At 63.0% G+C, this 18,425-nt stretch carries 16 protein-coding genes and 3 pseudogenes; 10 read left to right on the top strand and 9 right to left on the bottom strand.

The features are described 5' to 3' along the window. Window positions 1-3 precede the first annotated feature (3 nt). Window positions 4-1,176: pseudogene (locus ACO07W_RS02975) on the bottom strand (ArsB/NhaD family transporter); the annotation flags it as partial. A gap of 126 nt (window positions 1,177-1,302) precedes the next feature. On the opposite strand from ACO07W_RS02975, the pseudogene ACO07W_RS02970 reads away from it, so the two are divergent. The 4 genes and pseudogenes from ACO07W_RS02970 to ACO07W_RS02955 all read left to right on the top strand — a co-directional run. Then, window positions 1,303-2,184 (top strand): annotated as a pseudogene (locus tag ACO07W_RS02970) (IS256 family transposase); the annotation flags it as partial. 110 nt (window positions 2,185-2,294) lie between these two features. After that, entirely contained in the window at window positions 2,295-3,530 is a 1,236-nt protein-coding gene (gene istA / locus ACO07W_RS02965; RefSeq protein ID WP_421839994.1) for an IS21 family transposase, read from the top strand. Further along, window positions 3,530-4,321, top strand: coding sequence for an IS21-like element helper ATPase IstB (gene istB, locus ACO07W_RS02960; RefSeq protein ID WP_421839995.1), 792 nt, complete (start codon window positions 3,530-3,532; stop codon window positions 4,319-4,321). Before istA ends, istB begins: the two co-directional genes overlap by 1 nt. Window positions 4,322-4,368: 47 nt before the next feature. Further along, window positions 4,369-4,761 (top strand): transposase, encoded by a 393-nt coding sequence (locus tag ACO07W_RS02955; RefSeq protein WP_421840581.1) that lies wholly within the window; start codon window positions 4,369-4,371, stop codon window positions 4,759-4,761. A 54-nt stretch (window positions 4,762-4,815) separates the two neighbouring features. On the opposite strand, the pseudogene ACO07W_RS02950 reads toward ACO07W_RS02955, so the two are convergent. Together ACO07W_RS02950 and ACO07W_RS02945 are read right to left on the bottom strand one after the other, a co-directional pair. Beyond that, a pseudogene (locus tag ACO07W_RS02950) lies at window positions 4,816-4,941 on the bottom strand (hypothetical protein); the annotation flags it as partial. Between the two features lie 52 nt (window positions 4,942-4,993). Then, a complete protein-coding gene (locus tag ACO07W_RS02945; RefSeq protein ID WP_421840579.1) occupies window positions 4,994-5,437 on the bottom strand; it encodes a CBS domain-containing protein in 444 nt (147 codons plus the stop codon). A gap of 363 nt (window positions 5,438-5,800) precedes the next feature. Between ACO07W_RS02945 and dxs the strand changes: the two genes are divergently transcribed. Next, a complete protein-coding gene (gene dxs / locus ACO07W_RS02940; protein ID WP_421840577.1) occupies window positions 5,801-7,726 on the top strand; it encodes a 1-deoxy-D-xylulose-5-phosphate synthase in 1,926 nt (641 codons plus the stop codon). Between the two features lie 3 nt (window positions 7,727-7,729). Here dxs and ACO07W_RS02935 read toward each other — a convergent pair whose 3' ends face one another. From ACO07W_RS02935 to ACO07W_RS02925, 3 genes are all read right to left on the bottom strand, one after another. Further along, on the bottom strand, window positions 7,730-9,046 hold the full coding sequence (locus ACO07W_RS02935) for an HRDC domain-containing protein (RefSeq protein ID WP_421840575.1): 1,317 nt from the start codon (window positions 9,044-9,046) through the stop codon (window positions 7,730-7,732). A 13-nt stretch (window positions 9,047-9,059) separates the two neighbouring features. Next, on the bottom strand, window positions 9,060-9,596 hold the full coding sequence (locus ACO07W_RS02930; protein WP_421845784.1) for a DUF3000 domain-containing protein: 537 nt from the start codon (window positions 9,594-9,596) through the stop codon (window positions 9,060-9,062). A gap of 104 nt (window positions 9,597-9,700) precedes the next feature. Then, a complete protein-coding gene (locus tag ACO07W_RS02925) occupies window positions 9,701-10,531 on the bottom strand; it encodes an enoyl-CoA hydratase/isomerase family protein (protein WP_421840573.1) in 831 nt (276 codons plus the stop codon). Window positions 10,532-10,681: 150 nt separating this feature from the next. On the opposite strand from ACO07W_RS02925, the gene hemE reads away from it, so the two are divergent. Genes hemE through ACO07W_RS02905 form a run of 4 tightly spaced genes read left to right on the top strand, consistent with a single transcriptional unit; the run spans window position 10,682 to window position 14,698 of the window. Further along, window positions 10,682-11,755: a uroporphyrinogen decarboxylase gene (hemE, locus tag ACO07W_RS02920; RefSeq protein WP_421840571.1), complete on the top strand. Its 1,074-nt coding sequence runs from the start codon at window positions 10,682-10,684 to the stop codon at window positions 11,753-11,755. Then, on the top strand, window positions 11,752-13,215 hold the full coding sequence (locus tag ACO07W_RS02915) for a protoporphyrinogen oxidase (protein ID WP_421840569.1): 1,464 nt from the start codon (window positions 11,752-11,754) through the stop codon (window positions 13,213-13,215). Before hemE ends, ACO07W_RS02915 begins: the two co-directional genes overlap by 4 nt. Window positions 13,216-13,219: 4 nt before the next feature. Next, window positions 13,220-13,927, top strand: coding sequence for a hydrogen peroxide-dependent heme synthase (gene hemQ / locus ACO07W_RS02910; protein WP_421840567.1), 708 nt, complete (start codon window positions 13,220-13,222; stop codon window positions 13,925-13,927). A gap of 21 nt (window positions 13,928-13,948) precedes the next feature. Beyond that, window positions 13,949-14,698, top strand: coding sequence for a class I SAM-dependent methyltransferase (locus ACO07W_RS02905; protein WP_421840565.1), 750 nt, complete (start codon window positions 13,949-13,951; stop codon window positions 14,696-14,698). A 101-nt stretch (window positions 14,699-14,799) separates the two neighbouring features. On the opposite strand, the gene ACO07W_RS02900 is transcribed toward ACO07W_RS02905, so the two are convergent. Beyond that, window positions 14,800-15,309 carry a hypothetical protein gene (locus ACO07W_RS02900; RefSeq protein WP_421840563.1) on the bottom strand — a complete coding sequence of 170 codons (510 nt, stop codon included), beginning with the start codon at window positions 15,307-15,309 and terminating at the stop codon, window positions 14,800-14,802. A gap of 587 nt (window positions 15,310-15,896) precedes the next feature. After that, window positions 15,897-16,592, bottom strand: coding sequence for a TetR/AcrR family transcriptional regulator (locus ACO07W_RS02895; protein ID WP_421840561.1), 696 nt, complete (start codon window positions 16,590-16,592; stop codon window positions 15,897-15,899). Window positions 16,593-16,736: 144 nt separating this feature from the next. On the opposite strand from ACO07W_RS02895, the gene ACO07W_RS02890 reads away from it, so the two are divergent. Beyond that, the gene (locus ACO07W_RS02890) at window positions 16,737-17,882 is read left to right on the top strand and encodes an acyl-CoA dehydrogenase family protein (RefSeq protein WP_421845783.1); all 1,146 of its coding nucleotides are present in this window, start codon (window positions 16,737-16,739) and stop codon (window positions 17,880-17,882) included. A 71-nt stretch (window positions 17,883-17,953) separates the two neighbouring features. Here the strand turns inward: ACO07W_RS02890 and msrB are convergent, their stop codons facing one another. Next, a complete protein-coding gene (gene msrB, locus ACO07W_RS02885) occupies window positions 17,954-18,385 on the bottom strand; it encodes a peptide-methionine (R)-S-oxide reductase MsrB (RefSeq protein ID WP_421840559.1) in 432 nt (143 codons plus the stop codon). Between the last annotated feature and the right edge of the window lie 40 nt (window positions 18,386-18,425).

Genomic DNA, 18,425 nt, shown 5'->3' with positions numbered 1-18,425 from the left:
GACTCAGCCGAATATGAAGTAGCGCAACCACAGGTAGATCGCTGCGAGCGCAAGCGATACCAGGGTGACGACTGCGCCCTTGCGGGTGAATTCCCAAAAGGAGATGGGGCTGCCTGCGCGCCGGGCGATTCCGAGCATCACCACATTGGCACTCGCGCCGACGGCGGTCAGGTTGCCGCCGAAGTCGGCGCCCAGTGCCAGCGCCCACCACAGCGAATGCGGAGGGATGTGACCCGGGATGATTGCGACCAGTTCAGTCACGATAGGTGTCATGGTGGCGACGTAGGGGATGTTGTCGATAACGCCGGAAACCGGAGCCGAAACGGCCAGGATCAACATCACGGTTCGTAGCGGGTTCCCGCCGGTCAGCTCGATCGCTGCCCGCGCCATCTGGTCGACGACTCCGGTTGTCACCAACGCACCGACCATGATGAATAGGCCGGCGAAGAAGAGCAGCGTTTCCCACTCCACGCTGGATAAGTACTCCGAGCGGGTCAGCCCCGAGGTCACGATCAAGATGCCGGCGCCGAGCAGCGCCACTACAAAAGGTTCGATGTGCAGTATCGGATGGGCTACGAACGCAGCGAACACCAGGGTGAGCACAACGCCGGACTTGATGAGCAGCATGGAATCTCGAATGGCTTCGTGTTCTTCCAGCGACATGATGTCGGTGACCCGCTCGGCTTCGACAGCGAATGAGCCCCGGAACAAGCGCGGCAGCATGACGATGAAAACGATCATCACGATGATCACGATCGGCGCCATGTGCTCGAGGAAGTCGTTGAATGTCAAGTTCGCCCGGCTAGCGATGATGATGTTGGGCGGGTCACCGACCAGAGTTGCGGCGCCGCCGATGTTCGACGCGAACACTTCTGCCATCAAGAACGGTTGAGCGCCGATTGCGAGCCGATCACAGACCAACAGCGTGACCGGCGCGATCAGCAACACGGTGGTGACGTTGTCGAGCAACGCGGACCCGATTGCGGTTACCAGCGCCAGCAGGATCATGATCCGCAACGGAGAGCCTTTGGCGCGTTTGGCCGCCCAGATTGCGATGTACTCGAATACACCGGTCTGGCGCAGCACGCTGACGATGATCATCATTCCAAGCAGCAGAAGGATGACATCCCAGTCGATTCCGGTCTCGCGGGAGTAGAGCACGTCGTCGGAACTGATGGTCGCGTCTCATCGCTGGTGTAAATGGTCACGGGCGTAGGTTCCGTCGCAACCGACGAAAGCTATGAAGGAGGGGCTACGCCCGTGACCAAGCGAGTATCGCCGATTGAGCGTGTGCGTGTTGAGATGGATCAGTTGTTCGCCGCGACCGAGCGGCCGTTGACCGAGATTTTGGAGGAGGTCGGGCGGTTATCGGTGCGTCTGGTGTTTCAGGTCGCCGTGGAGGCCGAGGTAGAAGCAGTGTTGGGCCGAGCCCGTCACCAGCGTCGGGTTCAGGACGGCCCGGGCGGGTACCGCAATGGGTATCAACCGCCGGCGACGGTGAAGACCACGATGGGCTCGGTCGAATTATGCCGCCCGAAACTACGCGACACCGACGAGCGGTTCTGTTCGCGGCTATTCGGTGCCGGGGTGACGCGCACCCACGCTCTGGAGGCGTTGGTGATTTCGGGATGGGTGCGCGGTTTGTCGGATCGCGACATCGAGGCCGCGTTGGCCGAGGTGCTGGGCTCGTAGGCGGCGTTGTCGCGCTCGACGGTGAGCCGGATTTGTGCGGCCATCAAAGACGAGTTCGCTGCGTGGTCGTCTCGACGCCTTGATGAGCTGGTGTTGGACTACCTGTTCTTGGATGCCTCGAACTTTCGGATGCATCCCAACGCCCCGGCCGAGCCGGTGCTGGCCGCCTGGGGCATCTGCACCGACGGCAAGCCCCTGTTTATTGGGCTGGCCCCAGCCGCAGCGGAGTCGGCTGATGCGTGGGCCGGCTTCTTGGCTGACCTGAGGAACCGGGGACTACGCCCGCCGCTACTGGGCATCTCCGACGGGGCGCCGGGCCTGATCGCCGCATGGGAGACCACGTTTCCGGCAAGCCTGCGTCAGCGGTGTCTGATCCATCGCTGCCGTAACGTCATCGCCAAGACACCTGTCGCGGTCCAGGACGAGATCAAAGCCGCGTTCTGGTCGATCTTCGATGACATTGACCAGCCACCCGGCCAGCAGGCCGTGGATGAAGCCACCCGCTGCGCCTGTCGGCGGCAACTGAATACTGACCAGTGGGCGGCAATTGAAAATTGACCAGCTTCCTAGAGTGCCTTGGCTATGTGTCAAGGAGGAGGCAGGTGTTGAACGTGGAGGATTGGGCTGAGATTCGCCGGTTGCGCCGGTCGGAGCAGTTGCCGATTGCCGAGATTGCGCGGGTGATGGGTATTTCGCGGAATACGGTGAAGTCGGCGTTGGCTTCTGATGGGCCGCCGAAGTATCGGCGTGCGGTGAGGGGTTCTGTTGCTGATGAGGCCGAGCCGCGGATTCGGGAGTTGTTGGCGGCCTATCCGCGGATGCCGGCGACGGTGATTGCTGAGCGGATCGGTTGGTCGTATTCGATCCGCACACTGAGTGGGCGGGTGCGTGAGTTACGGCCACTGTATTTGGCGCCGGATCCGGTGTCACGGACGACGTATGTGGCCGGTGAGGTCGGGCAGTGTGACTTCTGGTTTCCCGATGTTGTGGTGCCGGTGGGGTATGGCCAGGTTCGTAGGGCGGCGACGTTACCGGTGTTGACCATGGTGTGTGGGTATTCACGGTGGGCTTCGGCGCTGTTGATTCCGACACGCGCTGCCGAAGACTTGTATGCCGGTTGGTGGCAGCATCTTTCGACGTTGGGTGCGGTTCCACGGGTGTTGGTGTGGGATGGTGAGGGCGCGGTCGGGCGGTGGCGGGCACGCCGACCAGAGTTGACCCCGGCATGTCAGGCTTTCCGCGGGACCTTGGCCACCACGGTAGGGATCTGTAAACCCGCTGATCCTGAGGCCAAGGGTCTGGTTGAACGGTTCCATGACTATTTGGAGCGGGCGTTTTTGCCGGGGCGGGTGTTTGGCTCCCCAGCCGATTTCAACATCCAGTTGCAGGCCTGGCTGGTGGGGGCCAACCACCGCCAGCATCGGGTGCTGGGATGCCGGCCAGCAGATCGCATCGCCGCCGATACCGCAGCGATGCTGGCATTGCCGCCGGTTGGGCCCAGCATCGGATGGCGACGCTCAACGCGGTTGCCTCGCGATCATTACGTGCGCCTCGACAGCAACGATTACTCGGTGCATCCGGCCGCGATCGGCCGCCGTATCGAGATCATCGCAGATCTAAACCGGGTGCGGGTCTGGTGTGACGGCACGCTGGTCGCCGACCACGACCGGATCTGGGCCAAACATCAAACGATCAGCGATCCCGAACATGTCCAGGCCGCGAAACTGCTGCGGCGCAAACGGCTCGAGGTTGTTGGTCCACCGCATCACGTGGAGGTCGAACAACGCCGTCTCGCTGATTACGACGCCTTGTTGGGCCTTGACGGGCCGGTGGCGTGATGGCTGCCAAGACCGCGACCAGCAGCCGTGATGTCACCGCTGAGCTGGCGTATCTGACCCGGGTGTTGAAAGCCCCGACGCTGCGTGAGGCCATCGAACGTCTCGCTGAGCGCGCCCGAACCGAAGCGTGGAGCTATGAAGAATTCCTCGCGGCGTGTCTGCAGCGTGAGGTGTCGGCTCGGGAATCTCACGGTGGCGAAGGGCGCATCCGCGCTGCCCGCTTCCCATCACGTAAATCGTTGGAAGAGTTCGACTTCGATCATGCCCGCGGTCTCAAACGCGACATCATCGCCCATCTGGGCACCCTGGACTTCGTCACCGCTAAAGACAACGTGGTGTTCCTCGGCCCACCAGGGACCGGCAAGACCCACCTGGCGATCGGGATTGCGATGCGCGCTTGTCAAGCAGGTCACCGCGTTGCGTTCGCGACCGCTTCGCAATGGGTTGATCGTCTTGCTCGCGCCCATCACAACAGCACCCTGCAAGCCGAATTGGCGCGGCTGGCCCGCTACCCCCTGCTGGTTGTCGATGAAGTCGGCTACATCCCGTTTGAACCCGAAGCCGCCAATCTGTTCTTCCAACTCGTGTCGTCGCGTTACGAACGGGCCAGTCTCATCGTCACCTCGAATAAGCCCTTCGGGCGGTGGGGCGAAGTGTTCGGCGACGACGTAGTCGCCGCCGCCATGATCGACCGACTCGTCCATCACGCCGAAGTCATCGCCCTCAAAGGAGACAGCTACCGCATCAAAGACCGAGACCTCGGCCACACCACCACAGCCGAGGACCAATGAAACCAAGCTGGTCAATTTTCGATTGCCGAAACCTGATCAGTTTTCACTTGCCGTTGACATGCGCCGAGGAGTTCACCACCACATACCGCGGGCTCTACCCAGCCGCGGTCGCTTGCCTGGCCAACGACTTCGCCTCGCTGAGCGTGCATTTGCGCTTCCCCCGCCAACACTGGACACGCATCCGCCATTCCAACCTCATCGAACGCACCTTCGGAGAATCCCGTCGCCGGGTCAAGGTCATCGGCCGCCTACCCGGCGAAACCAGCTGTCTGTCGCTGGTATGGGCCGTCCTCGACCGCGCCAGCCGCGGCTGGCGCGGAGTCACCCAAACATCAGCGACCAGCCGCCACCTCCAAGAACTACGCCACCAACTGCTCGAGCCACCCCGCCCACTGCATCCCCCCACCACAACAACCACGACCGACACCACCGCCGCGTAACATGACCACCAGGAACATGCGCCCAGCGTTTTTACACCAGTCCTAAGACGCCACCGAACTGATCACCCCCAAGGTGACCACAACTGCCGCGCCCGTCAGTGCAACTAGGGTTTTGTTGAAGCGGTCGGTCGCGATTAGCACGTAGGCAGTCGCGAACACCGTGATCGCGATGGCGCTCATGGACTGTCCTGTCGTTCTTTGCGCTGACGGCTTCGCGGTGCTGCCATCGAGATCAATGTGTCAACGCCGCGGCCAGCAGGCGCGATGCGGTGATCACCCCGTGCAACCTGCCGTGCTTGACGACGGCTATCAACGGACTTCGCAACCGCGCCATCACAGCAGCCACTTCAATAATGGTGTCGTCCGCGTCGGCCGCGGGTATGTCGCGCAATTGGTCGGGGATCACATCGCGGACTGTCTTACCACCGAGGTACTCGGCGGCGCGGTCGGCCATAGATTCGTTGAGGACACCGGCGAGTGCGGGATCGGCCTGCACGTAACTGGGCACGATGAATCGAACGACCTGAGAAGCGGGCAGCACCGCATAGGGTTTTCCTGATGCGCCGGTGACGAGGAGTCCGGGTAAGCCGTGTTCGGCAAGCATGCGGGCCGCGTTTAGTGCATCAGAATCGACGCTGACTACTGGGAAATCTTCTGCGATTTCCTCGGCACGCATACGGCGACCATACGTGCGCTATGCGGGTGGCTCAATGGTCCGCGCTGGGCGTGGACGAAGCTGTGTGTTCAATGAAACGCGAAATAATGCATGCACAGATGGATCGCGAAGACTATTGAGTGACATCACCGCCACGACATCGCTGGTGGTGTCGCCCATGCGGAATGGCGGAGGGCTGGTCGGGAAGTAACGTTGCAGACTTTCTTGTCGCTCAGTTCGTCGACGGCGCGACCAACCGCCGGCATGAGGTTTACCTGTATCCGCCTGCGAGTCATCGGTCACCGGCGCAGATATCTAAAGGTGCGTGCTACCTGGGTGTGGTTTGCCAGCGGGTGACTTGCGGTGCTTGCGTAGACTGTCAGGATGCTCGAACAGGTCCGCGGCCCCGCTGATCTGCAGCACCTTTCTCAAGCTCAGCTGAAGGATCTAGCTGGTGAGATTCGCGAGTTCCTGATCCATCAAGTCGCCGCGACAGGCGGGCATTTGGGGCCGAATCTGGGTGTCGTCGAATTGACGTTGGCGCTGCACCGAGTGTTCGATTCGCCACACGACCCGATTATCTTCGATACGGGTCACCAGGCCTACGTGCACAAGATGCTGACCGGACGCTGCCAAGAGTTCGACAACCTGCGAAAAAAGGGTGGGTTGTCGGGCTATCCGTCGCGCGCCGAAAGTGAACACGACTGGGTGGAGTCGAGCCACGCCAGCGCTGCTTTGTCCTACGCGGACGGCTTGGCCAAGGCATTCGAGTTGGCCGGGCACCGCAACCGGCACGTCGTGGCGGTGGTTGGTGACGGTGCGCTGACCGGTGGTATGTGCTGGGAGGCGCTAAACAATATCGCGGCCGCCCACCGTTCGGTTGTCATCGTGGTCAACGACAACGGACGCAGCTACGCCCCGACAATCGGCGGTGTAGCCGACCACTTGGCAACGTTGCGCTTGCAGCCGGGCTACGAGCAATTCCTTGAGAAAGGCCGCGACACGCTGCGTGCGGTGCCGCTAATCGGGGAGGTTTGCTATCACTTCATGCACAGCGTGAAAGCCGGCCTGAAGGACTCGTTGTCACCGCAGCTGCTGTTTACTGACCTCGGGCTGAAGTACGTCGGACCGGTCGATGGCCACGACGAACGGGCGGTCGAGGTCGCGTTGCGCCGGGCCCGCGGCTTCGGCGCCCCAGTGATCGTTCATGTCGTTACCCGGAAGGGGATGGGCTACGCGCCGGCGGAAGCCGATGAAGCCGAGCAGATGCACTCGACGGTTCCGATCGACCCGGCCACCGGGCAAGCCACCAAGGCCGCGGGTCTGGGCTGGACGGCGACTTTTTCCGACGCGCTCGTCGACTATGGCCGACAGCGGCGAGACATCGTGGCCATTACCGCGGCCATGCCTGGTCCTACCGGGTTGACGGCCTTCGGGCAGCACTTTCCGGACCGGCTGTTCGATGTGGGCATCGCCGAACAACATGCGATGACGTCGGCGGCTGGGCTTGCGATGGGTGGAATGCACCCGGTGGTAGCGATCTACTCGACGTTCCTCAACCGGGCTTTCGACCAGATCATGATGGATGTGGCGCTACACAAGCTGCCGGTCACCATGGTGCTTGATCGGGCCGGGATAACCGGACCAGACGGTGCCAGCCATAACGGTGTATGGGACTTGTCAATGTTGGGCATTGTGCCCGGTATTCGGGTGGCCGCCCCCAGGGACGCCACCCGGCTGCGTGAGGAACTTGGTGAGGCGCTCGCCGTCGACGACGGGCCAACAGCAATACGCTTCCCGAGAGGCGATGTAGGCGAAGATATTCCAGCGCTGCAGCGGTGTTCCGGTGTGGATGTAATCGCGGTGCCGGCCAGCGCGCTGACGCGCGATGTGTTGCTGGTCGCTGTCGGCGCTTTCGCATCGATGGCGTTGGCGGTGGCCAAGCGGCTGCACAATCAAGGGATCGGCGTGACGGTGATCGACCCCCGGTGGGTGTTGCCGGTGTCCGATTGTGTTCTGGAGCTGGCTGTGCAGCACAAGCTGGTCGTCACGCTGGAAGACAACGGGGTCAATGGTGGTGTGGGTTCAGCGGTGTCGGCCGCATTGCGGCGCGCGGAGATCGACGTCGCGTGCCGCGACGTCGGGCTGCCCCAGGTGTTCTGCGATCACGCGTCCCGAAGCGAGGTGCTGGCCGAGCTGGGGCTTACCGACCAGGACGTGGCCCGTCGCATCACCGGCTGGATTGCTGCGCTGGGCGCTTCTGCATCGGACAACCAGGCAGTAGACGAGATCCGCGAGCAGCTCGACTAGCGGTTAACGTGCTGCTGACTCGGATGTGTCGGCGCCGTCGTCGATTTCTGCGCTTGCCTCCACGGCCCGGGTCACTGCCGCGGCCAGAATGGGCACCACGAGTTCACGCTGCCAGGCTCGTGCTTGGCCGGTGAGTAGGTATTCGTCGATGGTTTTGGCTGGCTCCGCTTCATCTGCGCAAGCATCTTCCCAATCCCAGCAAAGCCGTCGCACGAGGTCAGGCGAGACCAGGTTCTCCGTCGGTACTCCGACGCGCTGGGACACCTCCGCCAGACCCGCGCGTGCCGCATCGAGCCGGGCAGCGGCCTCGGGTTTCCGCTTGCTCCACCGAGCTGCTGGGGGAGGCCCGTTCGACGGCTCGTTCATTTCCGGCAGATCCGAGGTTTCCCGCGCCGCCTGGAGCGCGGCCAGCCATGCCGCGGCGTTGCGGCGCTGGTTGCGCCCACCGAATACCGGCAAAGCGGCGAGGTCGTCGACTGACTTAGGGTCCTCAAGGGCGGCGTTGACGATAGCCGAATCCGGCAGGATTCGACGGGGCGCAATATCGCGACGCTGGGCGATATGATCGCGCGCCGACCACAATTCGCGGATCGCGGCTAGGCCTCGCCGGTCGTGCACCTTATGGATACCCGACGTTCGCCGCCATCGGTCCCGGCGGGAAGCCGTCGGCAGGGCAGTTCGCAGATGTTCGAATTCTTGGGCAGCCCAGCTGGTTTTGCCCTGGTGGGCGAGAATCTCCGAGATCGCCGCGCGCAGTTCGATGAGAAGTTCCACGTCTAGGGCGGCGTAGTTGAGCCAAGCAGTGGGCAACGGGCGATTGGACCAGTCGGCTGCGCCGTGGCCTTTGGCCAGGCCTAGACCGAGCAGTCGTTGCACCATGGCCGCCAGGTTAACCCGCTCGAAACCGGCTAGCCGCCCGGCGAGCTCAGTATCGTAGAGGGCCGAAGGCCGCATGCCGATCTCCTCGAGACACGGCAGGTCCTGATCTGCAGAGTGCAGAATCCACTCGCCGTTGTTGAGCACCTCGGCGACTGGTCGCAGCACGGTCACCGAGTCGCCGCCGTGGCTTACTGGGTCGATAAGCACCGTGCCGGCGCCGGCCCGTCGGATTTGGATCAGATAGGCACGGTTGGAATACCGGAATCCAGACGCCCGTTCGGCGTCCATGGCAAATGGTCCATGCCCACGGTCGAGGAGTTCTGCGGCCGCTGCGATCTGGTCGACAGTCACGCAGAGGTCCGGAACCCCGCTGACTGGGTGGAGCAGCGGGGTGGGGTCGGTTTCGTCGATGGGCGGTTGAACATCCTCCGAGGTCGACATCTCAGAAAATATATTAGGCACGTGACCGGGCGCCGAGGTCGGTGACTCCGACCGGCGGCAAGCCCGCGGCGTGTTCGAGGACATCGCAGAACGCCTCGACATGGGTGTCTACCTCTGGTGTGGTCGCCGTCCACGACGCCCGGAGCTCCAGCTGGTGGGCGCGCGGCGGGCCGGAGATGTCGCCGTATCGCACCGATGTGGTGGCGGTAACTGTGCCGCCTAGGGCGGTTAACTGCCCGGTGCGCGTTTGAAGAGCGTCGACCAGCCAGCTCCATGCCACCTCTGGCAGCAGGGGATCGATGGCTTCGTGCGAGTCCAGGTCAGCTTGGATGTAGGCGACCAGGCGGATCGTTCCGTCCCAAGCTTCGGAGCCGTCCGGGTCGTACAAGAGGATCAGCCGGCCGAATGCGTCATCTTCGGATCTTTCCGGGACGATGTCGACTTCGGGATGCTTGACCTCGGCTCCCAGGGCGTAGCTGAAAGGTGCTAGCCGTTGCGGAGGCCGGATGGGGCCGAGCTCTATCTCCGGCCGGACGTTGACCGCTTTCATTGCCGCTACCGCCTTGCGGAACGGCGCGGGTTCGGCTGAAGTCACAACATTGGACGGTAGACCTTTCGCCCAATGCCGGTAAACAGGCGCGCCGTGTCGTGCGACTAGGGCCCATCGGCGCCACTGCCGCCTGCGGCAAATCCGGCGTCGAATTGCGCGGGTCGCTTCTCCCGGTGCGCGGCAAGTCCCTCGCGGACGTCCGGGCCGCTGAAACCGATAAATTCGAGGCCGAGTGACGTTTCAAAGGTGGGCCCAAATAGGCGGTACCAGTGATTCAGGCTGCGCTTGGTCCAGCGGATCGCGTTTTGAGCACCGTGCGCCAAATTGTTGGCCAGACGGGTCGCGGTTGGCTCCACGTCGTCGTCCTCGACGCAGGTGGAGACTAGGCCGATGCGTTCGGCTTCCTCACCAGCCAGGGGCTCGCAGGTGAGCAGGTAATACTTCGCCTTGGCCATGCCAACCAGTAGTGGCCAGCAAATGGCCGCGTGGTCTCCTGCGGCTACGCCGAGTTTGGTGTGCCCGTCGATGATTTTCGCGGTTCGCCCCGCCACGGAAATATCGGCGAGTAGCGCGACGACCAGGCCCGCGCCAACCGCGGGACCCCGGATCGCCGAAATTACTGGTTTGTCGAAATTGACCATGTTGAGTACCAAATCGCGGGCTTCGCGCATGATTCGGAGCCGGCCTTGGTAGTCGCCGATTGTTTCGGCGATCAGATCGAAGCTGCCGCCGGAAGAAAACGCGGTGCCCGCACCGCGGACCAGGACCACACGCACCGCGGGATCGCGATCTATCGTCGGCCAGATGTCGGCCAGATCCCGGTGCATTTGTGGGCTGACTGAGTTCAGTCCGGGCGCGTCCAGAATCAGATTCAACACGCCGTTGGCGCTGAGTTCGCAGCGGAGGCTGGGAAAATCGTCGTAACTGGCTGGCATCGGCGCTCCTGATGGTCGCTGGTGACGTGTGTTCAGCAACGGTCGATGCTACGCAGCGACGTTCGGCGACGTCTTTCGCCCGGGATCGACCCGCACCGGTGCCGCAAGCGCGCGGGGGCCCCGGGCACGGCCGTGGCAGCATTGAGACCAATGAGTACCCGTCGTGAACTTCCGCAGTCGCCGTATCTGGCCGCGGTTGCTGGCCGCAAGCCCGGCCGCGTGCCGGTGTGGTTTATGCGGCAGGCCGGCCGCTCGCTGCCCGAGTATCGGGCCTTGCGCGAACAGCGCAGCATGCTGGCGGCCTGTTTCGAACCTGAGGTGGCTTGTGAGATCACCCTGCAGCCGGTGCGCCGCTACGACGTCGATGCCGCAATCCTATTTTCTGACATCGTCGTGCCCCTGCGCGCCGCTGGAATTGGTGTGGACATCGTCGCCGACGTTGGACCGGTCATCGCAGACCCAGTGCGTACCGCCGCCGATATCGAATCTATGAGGCCCCTTGACTCACAAGCAATCCAGCCCATATTCGAGGCAGTTTCGCTGTTGGTCGCCGCGCTGGGCGATGTTCCACTGATCGGATTCGCTGGAGCGCCGTTCACGTTGGCGTCCTATCTGGTCGAGGGCGGACCAAGCCGCCATCATGCCCGCACCAAAGCGATGATGCTGGCCGAGCCGGCGAGTTGGCACGCTTTGATGACGAAACTAACCGACCTCACCATCGCGTTTCTTCAGGGCCAAATAGATGCAGGAGTCGATGCCATCCAGGTGTTCGACTCGTGGGCGGGGACGCTGTCGCTGGCTGACTATCGTCACTACGTGCTGCCGCACAGCGCGCGGGTGTTCGGCACGCTGGCCGGCCACGGCATACCGATGACGCACTTCGGGGTCGGGACCGCAGAGCTGCTGGGCGCGATGTCGGAAGCTGTCCAGTCCGGCGACCAGCCCGCAAAAGCGACTGTCGTAGGCGTGGATTGGCGGACTGCACTGACCGATGCGGCCGGCAGGGTGCACGCGGGCACGGCGTTGCAGGGCAACCTGGATCCGGTCGTTGTCTTGGCGGGCTGGCCAGTCGTCGAGCGTGCTGCGCGGGCCGTTGTCGACGACGGGCGTCGTGCTGTCGACGCGGGTGCGGCTGGCCATGTTTTTAATCTCGGTCACGGGGTGCTTCCCGAGACCGATCCCGCTGTGCTGACCGACCTTGTGTCGCTGGTTCATTCGCTATGAGTTTTGGCGACGAAGGTTCCCGGCCCGGCCCCGGGCCGGGCCGGGAACCTGGCGCAGCGTCGTATTGCGTTGTAGGCGGCGGAATCTCTGGTTTGGCTGCGGCGTACCGGTTGCGGGTTGCCGCCGGAGAAGATGCGACCATTACGTTGTTCGATCCGGCTGACCGGCTGGGGGGAGTGTTGCGCACCGAGTGGGTCGGCGGTCAGCTGATGGACCTGGGCGCCGAGGCGTTCGTGCTACGCAGGCCGGAGGTGCCGGCGCTGCTGGACGATTTGGGCCTGTCGGAGCGCCAACTGGCCACCAGTGGGGTCAGGCCGCTGATCTATAGCCGGCAACGGCTGCACCCACTGCCCACCGATACCGTGACCGGGATCCCTTCCGCGGCGGCGTCTCTGGCTGGCCTGGTCGATGACGCCACTGTCGCGCGCATCGACGGTGAAGCCGCTCGCCCGCTGCGCTGGCAGACGGGTAGCGACCCAGCAGTGGCCGACTTGGTCACTGATCGCTTCGGTGAGCAGGTCGTATCCTGCTCGGTGGACCCGCTGCTTGGCGGTGTATATGCCGGATCGGCGGCGACGATCGGGCTCCGCGCGGCCGCTCCGAGTGTCGCTGCAGCCCTCGACCGGGGTGCACCCAGCTTGATCGATGCGGTCCGGCAAGGTTTGCCCGAGAATACCGGTGCACCCGTATTCGGAGCGCTGGCCGGCGGATATCAAGTACTGGTCGACGAGCTTGTCGGCCGCAGCCGCACGCGGTGGGTGCCGTCGGCTGTGGAGACGCTCGAGTGCGCCGAACCCGGATGGACGCTGACCGACGATCGTGGTGCTCGCTGGTATGCCGATGCGGTGATCCTGGCGATCCCGGCCGCCCGGCTAGCGCGATTGGTCGGCGGGGTAGATGGTGCAGGCGGCTCACCCGCTGTGGCCCCTCGCACTGGCGCTGCGGCGAACCAGATCGTGAGCGCCTCGTCGGCGGTGGTCGGTCTCGCGGTAGCTGGTGATACGCCGTTTCCGCAGTGCTCGGGCGTGCTGGTGGCCAGTGGTGAGCGCACGCATGCCAAGGCGATCACCTTGTCTTCTCGCAAGTGGGCCCTGCGGGGTGACACGCAGCTGCTGCGATTGTCTTTCGGGCGCTTCGGTGATGTTCCGAGCGACCTGGCGGTGAGTGTCTCCGACGACGAATTGCGGGCCTGGGCGGTGACCGACCTGGCGGCCGTATTCGGTCTGGCCGTCGACCCGATCGATGTTCGTGTGCAGCGCTGGATCGATGCGATGCCGCAGTACGGTCCTGGTCACGCGGATCTCGTGGCCGAGATCCACGCCGGCCTGCCGCCGACCCTGGCCGTGGCGGGCAACTTCCTCGAAGGTATCGGAGTGCCCGCGTGTGTCGCGGCGGCCGATCGGGCGGTGAGCCGCGTGATCGGGGACATCGAGGCGGCGAAAACGCAACTGGCACCATAGAGCCATGCCTCGCCTTGACTATGACGCCTTGAACTCGATGCTGCGTTACTTGATGTTCTCGGTGTTCTCGGTGCGTCCCGGAGAGCTCAGTCACGGGCGAGCGGAGGGCAGGGAACACGTCATCGACGAGACAGCCACGTTCTTCAAGCAGCAAGAGGAGCGTGGCGTTGTGGTCCGCGGCCTTTACGATGTCGCGGGCTTGCGGGCAGATGCGGACTTCATGATTTGGACTCACGCCGAACGAGTCGAAGCACTCCAAGCCACCTACGCCGATTTCCGGCGGCTCACCACGCTGGGACGGGTTTGCACCCCGGTGTGGAGCAGCGTCGGTTTGCACCGCCCGGCAGAGTTCAACAAGAGCCATATCCCGGCATTTCTCGCCGGTGAGGAACCAGGCGCTTACATCTGCGTGTATCCGTTCGTTCGGTCCTATGAGTGGTATCTGCTGCCCGACGATGAACGCCGCCGCATGCTCGCCGAGCATGGCATGGCTGCCCGCGGATACAAGGACGTGCGGGCCAACACGGTTCCGGCGTTCGCTCTCGGCGACTATGAATGGATCCTGGCTTTCGAAGCACCTGAACTGGACCGCATCGTCGACCTGATGCGGGACCTGCGTGCCACCGATGCCCGACGCCATACCCGCGAGGAGACGCCGTTTTTTACCGGGCCGCGAGTGCCGGTGGAGCAATTGGTGAACTCGTTGCCCTAACCCTGAGAAAGAGGAGTGCACATGACCCAACCGGATCCGAACGATCCCACCCGTTTCGAGGACATGTACCGAGACGACGGTGTGGCGCACGGCCTGCCCGCCGCCACGCCATGGGATATTGGTGGTCCGCAGCCGGTGGTCCAGCAGCTGGTGGCATTGGGCGCCATCAAGGGCGAAGTGCTCGACCCTGGCACCGGCCCAGGGCACCACGCCATCTATTTCGCGTCCAAGGGCTACTCGGTCACCGGCATCGACGGATCGGCGGCGGCGATCGAGCGTGCCCGGGAGAACGCGCAGAAGGCGGGAGTCTCGGTTGATTTCCAGCTGGCCGATGCGACAAAGTTGGATGGGCTCGACAACCGCTTCGACACTGTCGTCGACTGCGCTTTCTACCACACCTTCAGCAGCGAACCTCAGTTGCAGAAGTCGTATGTGCAGGCCTTACACCGAGCGACGAAGCCCGGAGCGCGGCTGTACATGTTCGAATTCGGTACGCACAACGTCAACGGCGTCAACGCCATACGTTCGCTTTCCGAGGACGACTTCCGGCTTGTTCTTCCCGACGGCGGGTGGGACATCACCTACTTGGGCCCGACTACCTATCGCACCACGACGAGTGTAGGAAATTTGGATGCGATGGCGGCGCGATACCCCGATATGGCCGACCAGATCCAGGCCGTGTTGGAACGCTTCCGGATTATCGAACCGTGGCTGGTCAACGGCATAGCGTCAGTGCCGTTCTGGGAAGTTCACGCCACGCGGCTTGATTGAGTTGCCGCCGCTTCACTAGCGGGGCATCACGGGTCGCGCTGGCGTGTTCGATGATCAGGCGTCCGCTTTGGCGCGGATTCGCCCCGGAGCTGCACGCGACCTCAGCTGGACTGGTCTTTCCCCTGACGCATTTGTTCGCGGAATCGTGCCATGTCGCGGCTGATCGCATCCAGGTCGTTGACCGCTCTTCTCGTCGTGTCGACTATTTCTTGGGCGACCTCTTCCCGCCGTAATAGGTCTTCCTCGGAGCTATCCGTTGGGGCTTCAGCCGCTCCTTTTTGTAGCAGCAATCTCGCCAGCCAGGCAGCGTCGACGTCGGCTTCGGCGCCTGCACCCGCTTCCAGGATTATTTTGCGCGCTTCATCAAGGTGAGTTTGCGTGAGTTGTGCCAATTCCTCCAGCTCGTCCATTTCGCAGCCGATACCGGCACAGTCATCTACGTCATGGCGAGCAGCGTCATCGGCTGAAGCGGATACCTCGGCAGCCGGCCTGTCGTAGTTCGGCTCTGCGGGCGGACGGGCCGCAGTTTCCTGTCGTGTCCTAACGGCGAGCTGGTCGTGGTTCGTCACCTGATCCTGGTTGTCCGCGGTGCTAGCGGTCCAAGAATTCATGCTTAAAGCTTGCGCTTCCGCGGGGCGGAAGAACATCGGCAAATATGCGTAAACTAGACCGGTCGATGAATCGTAAGAGCGTTGACTTCGGCGGCGCCGCGCTACTCGCGCTCGGTGGCATCTCGCGCCGGCTAACACGACTCGATGGCCGTATTCTCCGCGATCGTTTCCCCTGGCAAGAGCCGTTTTCGGGTATCTTTTACCTTGGCTTCCTGGTGAAATCCCAGCGGTCGAATTGTGATATTTGTCAATGTTCACAAGCTTTAGGGTGTCGTTTCATCTAGTTCGGTTAGACTGCGACGTTTGTTCACGTTCAGTGTCCGTTCTTTTGCGAATGGCTTACTACGCGTTGCGCGATTCTCATAAGTATTTGACACGTGCGTTAGCTGTTCGGAAAGAAACTGTCAGCACGTGAGATTGCGCTGCTTCAATATTTCGTCACGTACTTTGACGGGAAAGATCTGACGTCATTCGCGAAATTGTGAAGTCGGCTCGGTTGCGGTCGGCCGACGGCTTCTTGAGGCGGAAGTGGCAGCTTGAACGGCACAGGTGAAGTGTGTCGCGCTTCGACCGGAAGGGCGCTAGTGCTAGTCGGCCGCGCCGTCATTGAACGTTGCTGGAAGGCCTCGCAGCGTAAGGGCGCTGGCGGGTAGGGGGGCGCTGGGGTCGACCTCAACGCCCATGACGCGGAGATGCTGGTTGATGATCAGCCAGGTTTGGTCGGTGAGGGTGTCGACGAGCTGTTCGCGGGTGCCTGCGCCGTGGTCGAGCCACCACAGCACGGAGGCGTCTACGAGGCCGAGGATGCCTGCCATTGTCGCCTCGGCGGCCTTGGGTTCGTTGCCGAAGCTCTCGACGTATCGGGCGGCCGCAGCGGCGAGTTCGGCGGCGAAGGCGCTACGCGCTGCATGGGGCCGCTTGGTGGTCTGGTGGTGTCCGCGGCTGACGAGAAACCGGTAGAGGTTGGGGTGTTCCTCCGCCCATGCGACCTGGGCGTAAATGGGGGCGCGGATGGCATCGAGGGGGGTGCCGCTGATATCGAAGCGGGCGCGGATTGCCGCCCGCAGCTCGTGGTAGGCCTGCCGCGCGAGGGCCAGATCGAGGGCTTCTTTGCTGGGGAAATGTCGATAGAAGTTTGGTCGAGCCAGACCGGCGCGGTCGGCGATTTGCCCGGTGAGCGCTCCCGGCCCGTGCTCCTCGATCACCGCGCGGGCGGCAACCAGGATTTGTTCGCGTCGGGCCGCGGCGGTGTCGCCGCCGTTAACGGTCCCGGTGATGCCCACCGACCCACCCTACCCAGTCACTACGCCGATACACCTTGTATCGACTGTAACCGCGTGATACAAACTGTATCGCCGTGTGGGATGTCGATGGTCGACGCCACCGAGCACGGCCAGAGCGCACAACGACGAAGGGCCAAACGGAACGTGACTCAATACCGCTCTCCATGGCTAGATTCCGATCTCGACGCGGTCCGTGACTTGGCACGCGCATTCTTCGAGAACCAGATCAAACCCAACATGGATAAGTTCATCGAACAACACCATGTGGACCGGGACCTGTGGAACGAGGCCGGCGAACTGGGTCTTTTGTGCACATCGATCCCCGAGGAGTACGGGGGTGGGGGCGGGACGTTCGCTCATGAAGCGGTCCTGATCGAGGAGCAGTCCCGGATCGGGGACTGTTCGTGGGGCGCGCCGCTGCACAGCGGCATCGTCGCGCCATATCTGCTGGCCTACGGAACCGAAGCGCAGAAGCAGGCTTGGCTGCCGCGGATGGCCTCTGGTGAGACAGTCGGGGCGATCGCGATGACGGAACCGGGCACCGGCTCGGATCTACAGGGCATCAAGACCCGCGCGGCACGCGAGGGTGATGAGTACGTCATCAACGGATCGAAGACCTTCATCACCAATGGCGCTCAAGCCGACCTCGTGGTCGTAGCGGCCCAGACTCGCGGCGCGGACGAGTCCGCGGGCATCTCCCTGTTTCTGGTGGAGGGAGATCGGGAGGGCTTCCGTCGCGGACGCGTGCTCGACAAGATCGGTCAGCGCGGGCAGGACACTTCAGAGCTGTTCTTCGAGGATGTTCGAGTGCCAGCGTCGAACCTGCTCGGTGCAGCCGAAGGTCAGGGCTTCGTTCAACTGATGCAGCAGCTGCCGCAGGAACGGCTGATCATCGGAGTCGGCTCAGTAGCCTTGATGGAAGCCGCGCTGGAGGCTACGTTGCAGTACACCAAGGAGCGCCACGCCTTCGGTAAGCCGATCATTTCGTTTCAGAACACCAAATTCACCCTCGCCGAGGTTGCCACCGACACCAAAATCGGTCGGGTTTTCATCGACTACTGCATCGAACAGCACATCAAAGGCCAACTTGACGTGCCGACGGTGGCGATGGCCAAGTGGTGGACCACCGAGCGGGCGATGGCGGTTCTTGACGAGTGCCTCCAGCTGCACGGGGGCTACGGCTACATGACCGAGTACCCGATCTCGCGCATGTGGGTGGACAACCGAGTACAGAAGATCTACGCCGGCACCAACGAGATCATGAAAGAGATCATTGCGCGCACGTTCTAGCTGGCTGGGTGTCGTCGTTGTGTGGCGGAGCCGACCCGCAGCGTGAGGCTGATGCTGCGGGGTGGCTGCCGCTATGAATGCACTGGGACGAGGCGCAGCGAGATCGAGTTGATGCAGTAACGCAAGTCGGTCGGCGTGGGGTACCCCTCGCCGGCGAACACATGGCCCAGGTGGCTGTGGCAGTTTGCGCACAACACCTCGGTGCGGGCCTGACCCAGTGAGTGGTCGGGACGCAGAATGACCGCCTCAGACGTCGTTGGGTCGAAGAACGACGGCCAGCCGCAATGCGACTCGAACTTCTCGGTGCTGCCGAACAACTCAGCGTTGCAGGCCCGACACTGGTAGATGCCCTGCGTTTTGGTGTCGGTGTACTCACCGGTGAAGGGCCGTTCGGTGCCCGAGCGGCGCAACACTTTGAACTCCTGTGAGTTCAGTCTCTGACGCCACTGGTCATCGGTTAGTTGCAAGCGTGGACCTGACGAGTCGCTGATCTCGGAAGTCATTTGGCGCCGCTCCTTCTCATCGCATATCGCTGCATCATCG

Source organism: Mycobacterium sp. (genome assembly GCF_965230835.1).
Lineage (GTDB): Bacteria > Actinomycetota > Actinomycetes > Mycobacteriales > Mycobacteriaceae > Mycobacterium.
Note: the sequence above shows the minus strand (reverse complement) of the source record. Positions and strands in the feature narration are given on the sequence as shown.